Source organism: Halovulum sp. GXIMD14793 (genome assembly GCF_054457435.1).
Genome location: NZ_JBTLNE010000119.1, coordinates 1 through 1,858, shown reverse-complemented (window position 1 = coordinate 1,858; position 1,858 = coordinate 1). Strand labels below are relative to the sequence as shown.

Sequence of the window (1,858 nt, the reverse complement as noted above, 5' to 3'; positions counted from 1 at the left end):
CGCTTGAGCAATTTGAGGGCTCCGCGCCCGGCGCGCTTGCCCAAAACGAAACCAACGAATATGAAAACCAGACCCGCAGACTCTCGTTATGAATGAGGGAGCCTCGGGGGGCAGGTCATATGACATACTGATCATTGACGCTTACAGTTCCGACTCTGTCCCTGTTCACCTGATGACACTGGAAGCGATAGATATATATCGCTCCAGACTAAAGGCAGATGGCGTTCTGGTGTTCCATATCTCCAACAGGTTTTTTGCCTTGGCCCCGGTTCTGGCACGCGCCGCCAAGCGGCTGGGCCTAACTGCACTGCACCAGTTTCATCCGCACAGCGGCGTCCCACTTGGAGAGGGAGGAGTGCCATCGCGCGTTGTTATCATGAGTGCCGATCCGGAACGCCTGACGGAGTTCGCGACCCAGCCGAGATGGGATACGCTGATCAGCGATGACAAAGCCGCCTGGACAGACGATTTTGCAAATGTGCTGGGCGCATTGCGTTAGGTTGCAAACGTTTTGAGGTATTATGGTGGGTGATGAGAGACTCGAACTCCCGACATCTTCGGTGTAAACGAAGCGCTCTACCAACTGAGCTAATCACCCGGTAGCGCGTGATTTAGTCGGTTGTCGCGCGGTATGCAAGAGCTAGCTTAGCACCTTGTGCTCTTGATTTGACACATAATGCACAACACCCTGCCCGCCCGGCAGTTCCGACAGGTCCGCCAAGGTTCGTCCGGTGGCAACGGCACGCAGGAAACGTGAGGTGATACCGTGCGTGAAAATCAAAGACGGGCCCGTCAAATCCTGTAAAAAGCCGCTTACACGGTTCCACAAGTCATCGAAGCTTTCCGCTTTGGGAGCATTGGCATAGATGTCGAGAAACGGCGTTTCGTCGGTGATCCAGGGATTGGTGTCATAAATCTCATCCCGGGTTTTGCCTGTCCAATCGCCGACGTCGATCTCTTGCAAACGGTCATCATAGATAACCGTGCCCCCCCGCCCAGCGATTGCGATTTCAGCCGTTGCGCGCGCGCGGCCTTTGGGGCTGCAATAGATCCGGTATGTTGCTGGTCCGGCCCCATGTCTTCGCAGAATTTCACCCAGCCTGTGCGCCTGTTCCCGGCCGACCTTTGTCAGCGGGGAATCCAACTTCCCCTGCCAGCGCCCTGCGACATTCCATTCGGTTTGCCCATGGCGCATCACATACAACTCTGGCAGGTTCATGAGCGTCCCCAGATGGTTGGAATGGTGGGTGATAGAAGAGTCGAACTTCTGACATCCACGATGTGAACGTGGCGCTCTACCACTGAGCTAATCACCCCTTAAATCAGGGCGTTGGATATCGGCACGACCTGCGATCTGCAAGTCATTTCTCATTCTTCCCGGTCGAGGGCGCTGACCCCGATCCGCCGCAACAAATCGCCTGTTTCCTTCTCACTCAAGACCCGCTGCACGCTTACTTCGGGCATCGCATTTTGAAGGATTGGATGAAAGGAATCATCGCCCCAAGACCGCGATCCCAGGATAGAGGGCCAAAGCAGGATAAGCTGCTCTCCCTCAAAATCAGGGATGTATTCGGGGCTTGCCTCTCCCCAGATTGATGCCATCAGGTCAGGTTTGGGACTGGTGGAGGCACCAAAGTGCCACCAGGCTTCATCATTGCAGTCTGCGACGTCATCGCTGCCGGAGGCTGCGGAAAATGCCTGTTGATTGACGGGTCTAGAGCACCGTCCATTTAATCTGTAACATACCCGGCAGCCTTGAAGAGATTTCGGCACTCGTCTGGTGGGAAGAGGTCGCATGTTTGTGCAACGGATTTGAAAAGCGCTTCGAAGGTGCGGGCCTTGAGCCTTCGGAGGTGTG

Annotated in this window: 3 protein-coding genes and 2 tRNA genes; 1 reads left to right on the top strand and 4 read right to left on the bottom strand. The window is 55.4% G+C overall.

What is annotated here, in order from left to right; translation table 11 throughout:
- The first annotated feature begins 88 nt into the window (after positions 1–88).
- The gene (locus ACW9UQ_RS18580; RefSeq protein WP_458932473.1) at positions 89–499 is read left to right on the top strand and encodes a hypothetical protein; all 411 of its coding nucleotides are present in this window, start codon (positions 89–91) and stop codon (positions 497–499) included.
- A 23-nt stretch (positions 500–522) separates the two neighbouring features.
- Here the strand turns inward: ACW9UQ_RS18580 and ACW9UQ_RS18575 are convergent.
- From ACW9UQ_RS18575 to ACW9UQ_RS18560, 4 genes are all read right to left on the bottom strand, one after another.
- A tRNA-Val gene (locus tag ACW9UQ_RS18575) sits at positions 523–598 on the bottom strand.
- A gap of 42 nt (positions 599–640) precedes the next feature.
- The gene (locus ACW9UQ_RS18570; protein WP_458932472.1) at positions 641–1,219 is read right to left on the bottom strand and encodes a histidine phosphatase family protein; all 579 of its coding nucleotides are present in this window, start codon (positions 1,217–1,219) and stop codon (positions 641–643) included.
- A gap of 22 nt (positions 1,220–1,241) precedes the next feature.
- Positions 1,242–1,316, bottom strand: a tRNA-Val gene (locus ACW9UQ_RS18565).
- Between the two features lie 52 nt (positions 1,317–1,368).
- Positions 1,369–1,858: hypothetical protein (locus ACW9UQ_RS18560; protein WP_458932471.1), on the bottom strand; the 490-nt coding region annotated here is incomplete at its 5' end.

Bases quoted from the DNA above. Each gene is read 5' to 3' on its own strand.
- ACW9UQ_RS18580 (WP_458932473.1), top strand. From the start codon at position 89: ATGAATGAGGGAGCCTCGGGGGGCAGGTCATATGACATACTGATCATT.
- ACW9UQ_RS18570 (WP_458932472.1), bottom strand. From the start codon at position 1,219: ATGAACCTGCCAGAGTTGTATGTGATGCGCCATGGGCAAACCGAATGG.